4 protein-coding genes are annotated in these 3,555 nt (G+C 54.4%); all 4 read left to right on the forward strand.

The window, feature by feature from the left end; genetic code table 11:
• Window positions 1-639: tetratricopeptide repeat protein (locus BOW51_RS08680; protein WP_078477382.1), on the forward strand; the 639-nt coding region annotated here is incomplete at its 5' end.
• Window positions 640-644: 5 nt separating this feature from the next.
• Window positions 645-1,682 carry a RodZ domain-containing protein gene (locus tag BOW51_RS08685; RefSeq protein ID WP_078477383.1) on the forward strand — a complete coding sequence of 346 codons (1,038 nt, stop codon included), beginning with the start codon at window positions 645-647 and terminating at the stop codon, window positions 1,680-1,682.
• The gene (gene hisS / locus BOW51_RS08690) at window positions 1,682-2,947 is read left to right on the forward strand and encodes a histidine--tRNA ligase (RefSeq protein WP_078477384.1); all 1,266 of its coding nucleotides are present in this window, start codon (window positions 1,682-1,684) and stop codon (window positions 2,945-2,947) included. The genes BOW51_RS08685 and hisS overlap by 1 nt, the downstream gene beginning before the upstream one ends.
• On the forward strand, window positions 2,944-3,555 hold a 612-nt coding region (locus BOW51_RS08695; RefSeq protein WP_078477385.1), incomplete at its 3' end, for a YfgM family protein. The genes hisS and BOW51_RS08695, both read left to right, overlap by 4 nt.

The raw sequence follows: 3,555 nt of genomic DNA on the forward strand, positions 1-3,555 counted from the left end.
TGGAGAAGTGAGATGATGAGTCGCCTGTTCCAATTCCTGTCGATACTGCTTGCCTCCGTTGTGCTCGCGGCATGTGAGACAACTGCCCCGGTCACATCAGGCAGCGCCGCTTCGATGAACTATATCGCCAACAGTCCTGCGCGAGTCTATATTTCTCTTGCACAGGCATACAGCCAGAAAGGGCAACTCGATTCCGCAATGTCGAATGCAGACAAGGTAGTCAGTCTCGACCCGGCAAATCCGCGCGCGCACGCGATTTTTGCACATGTCAGTGAGCGTCTGGGTGATTACAGTGCGGCAGCCCGGCATTTTGAAACGGCACGGGCGCTGGCTGCTAATGATCCCTTTGTGCAGGGATTTTACGGTCTTCACCTGTGTGGCAAGGGGCACTACGCAGCGGCTGATCGTGAATTTGCCATGGCGGCTACAAGCCATCTCAACAGAGCTCCTGAGACTGCCTGGCTGAGCGCAGGAAGCTGCTATGAAAGAGCGGGCGATAACGAGATGGCGCGAGCGCGTTACAGGAGAGCCTATGAAATCAATGGCACTCCACAGATAGTCCGGGCACTGGCCCGCGTTGAAAAGAAACTGGGTAACAGGCGTGAATCAGGACGCCTGTTGCGGCAATTAGATGAGTAACAGTGATGACGGCTGAAAGCAGCGAAGAGATGCAGGACGATATGTTCATAACGATAGGCGGAGCTTTTTCGTCTGCACGCAAGAGTGCCGGGTTGTCGGTGACGGAAGCGGCGGAGAAACTCTATGTCCAGCCATACTATATCGATGCGCTTGAGAGTGAGGATTTCAGCGTTTTCGAATCTCGCGTATTTGCTCTTGGTTACATTCGAAAGTATGCCCTCCTGCTTGAACTGGATGAAAAGGAGATGCTCGACAAGGCAACGGCATTGCTTCCGGAAACAGTCAAGGATGGGCCGACACTGAAGAAACCGCCCGAGACACAATTTGTTTCGGCACGACGCACTGGTCAGAGCATCGATATTGCCCGGGCACTGACCTGGATGCTGCTGGGATTGGCCGTGGTGACTGTTACCGTGTTGTGGTGGATGGGTTTTCTGTCACTGCCGGGAGTCAATCGTGATGCAGCTGAGACTGAACCTCAAGCACAGCAGACACCACTGCAACAGTCGATAGAGCTGGGTGGCGAGAGTGAGGACGAGGGGCTACTCTCAATTCCGGAAGAATCGGCAGAAATGGAGATTCCAATCCAGGAAGCAGCCGCTGATGAGGCTGAATTGCTGCAGCAATCCACACCGGAGGAGCTGCTCGAGGAAGAGAGCACAATCACTGCTGAAGAGATGGCAGCGATGCCTGTAGAAGATGAGATCCCGGAAGCAGAAGTGCCCGTTGAAGAAATGCCCGCTGAAGAAGTGCTTGTTGAAGCAGATGGTGTGTCGACAGAAGTTGAAATCTCTCTCAGTTTCAGTGGCCAGTGCTGGGTTGATATCCGTAATGCGGAAGGTAAAGTCCTGGTGTCAGGTATGCTTAGATCCGGCACATCCAAAATAATTTCGGCAACTCCACCATTGAGTGTTGTTTTCGGCAAGAGCGAAGTCGTTACCATGCTGGTCGATGGCGAGCCCTATGATTTGACGCGGCACTCAAACAGTGGTGTTGCGCGATTCAAGTTGATCTCGACGGATTTTAGCCAGGCAGTAGAGTAATGAGCAAGATCCAGGCAATACGCGGCATGCATGACGTGCTGCCCGAACAGTCACAACTTTGGCAGTTTCTCGAGGACCAGGTCAGGTCATTATGCGATAGCTTTGGCTACCAGGAGATTCGCACACCGGTAGTTGAGTCAACGGCGTTGTTCAAACGCGCCATCGGCGAGGTTACGGATATCGTTGAGAAGGAGATGTATACTTTCGACGATCGCAATGGCGACAGCCTCACCCTGCGCCCGGAAGGAACAGCTGGCTGCGTACGCGCATGTATCGAGAATGGTCTGCACTACAACCAGACGCAGCGTCTCTGGTATCGAGGCGCCATGTTCCGCCATGAGCGCCCCCAGAAAGGCCGCTATCGCCAATTTCACCAGATAGGAGTCGAGGCCTTCGGCATGGAAGGGCCTGATATCGACCTGGAGATCATACTGATGACGGCCAGCCTGTGGCAGGCGCTTGGCATCGATGGTCTCGAATTACAGATTAATAGCCTGGGCACATCAGATGAGCGTGCTGCCTATCGTGAGGAGCTGGTCAAGTTTCTGCGTCAGCATGAAGAGAAGCTCGATGATGACAGCAAGCGGCGTCTCGAGACAAACCCGCTGCGCGTACTCGATTCCAAGAATCCCGACGTGCAGGCGATCGTTGCCGATGCGCCGACACTGATGGAGTATCTCGGTGAGGAGTCACGCAACCATTTCGAAATCCTGTGCAACGGCCTCAAGGCAGCCGGGATCGATTACGTCATCACCCAGAGGCTGGTGCGTGGACTCGATTACTATTCGCTTAGCGTATTTGAGTGGGTGACCGACAAGCTGGGCGCGCAGGGAACCGTATGCGCCGGTGGTCGTTATGACGGTCTCATCGAACAGTTGGGTGGTCGCGCCTCGAAAGCAGTCGGCTTTGCCATGGGGATTGAACGCCTTGTAGCCCTGCTCGAGGAGTATCATATGCCGGAGCTGCGCGAGACCGCTGATATCTATATTATCTCTGCTGATGAGGCGCGCATTCATGCACAGGCAGTTGCACAGCGACTCAGGGTCGAAATTGAAGGCTTGCGCGTGATCAGCCACTGTGGGACTGGTGGTTTCAAGGCGCAGTTCAAGAAAGCGGACCGTAGCGGCGCACAAATTGCCCTGGTTCTTGGCGAAGACGAATTGGCGCAGGGCGTGATAGGAATCAAGCCGCTGCGTGGTGATGGTGAACAACAGCAGGTCGCAATTGCCGATCTGCCGGACAAACTTCAGGAGTGGATACAGTGAGCGAGAATCTCACCGAAGAGCAACAGGTTGAAGAGCTGAAAAAATGGTGGAAGGAGAATGGTCGTTCCATTATTTTTGGCGGCATTGTCGGTATCGCATTGATCGGCGGTTGGCGCGGGTGGCAGGGTTACCAGGATAGCCAGGCAGAGCAGGGCGCCGCACTTTACGACAAGTTCACAACACATCTTGCGACACAGCAAGATGATGCTGCGCGTGCTGATCGAAATGCACTGGTGGACGATTTTACCGGTACTGTCTATGTCGATTTTGCCAACCTGCGTATGGCGATGTCGGAAACAGACGCCGGAAACATCGATGCAGCAATACTGCGTTTACAGGATGTTGTTACAGATGGCAGTGACAAGGGCCTGATGCAACTTGCTTCACTGCGACTCGCGCGTCTCTATCTTGGACAGGATAAGCTCGCTGAGGCCAGGCAGGCGCTTGCCGGTGTCAGCGACACGGCATTCGAGGGCGAGTCATTGGCGATCGAAGGCCAGATAGCGCTCAAAGAGGGCAATCACGAGGCTGCACGCATTGCACTCGAGGCAGCCAGAGAGAGGGGCGCAGCCGACTCTGAAATGATAGGCTATCTTCTGCAACAGCTT

Source organism: Solemya elarraichensis gill symbiont, assembly GCF_002021095.1.
Classification (GTDB): Bacteria; Pseudomonadota; Gammaproteobacteria; order Chromatiales; family Chromatiaceae.

Bases quoted from the DNA above. Each gene is read 5' to 3' on its own strand.
- BOW51_RS08685 (WP_078477383.1), top strand. From the start codon at position 645: ATGACGGCTGAAAGCAGCGAAGAGATGCAGGACGATATGTTCATAACG.
- hisS (WP_078477384.1), top strand. From the start codon at position 1,682: ATGAGCAAGATCCAGGCAATACGCGGCATGCATGACGTGCTGCCCGAA.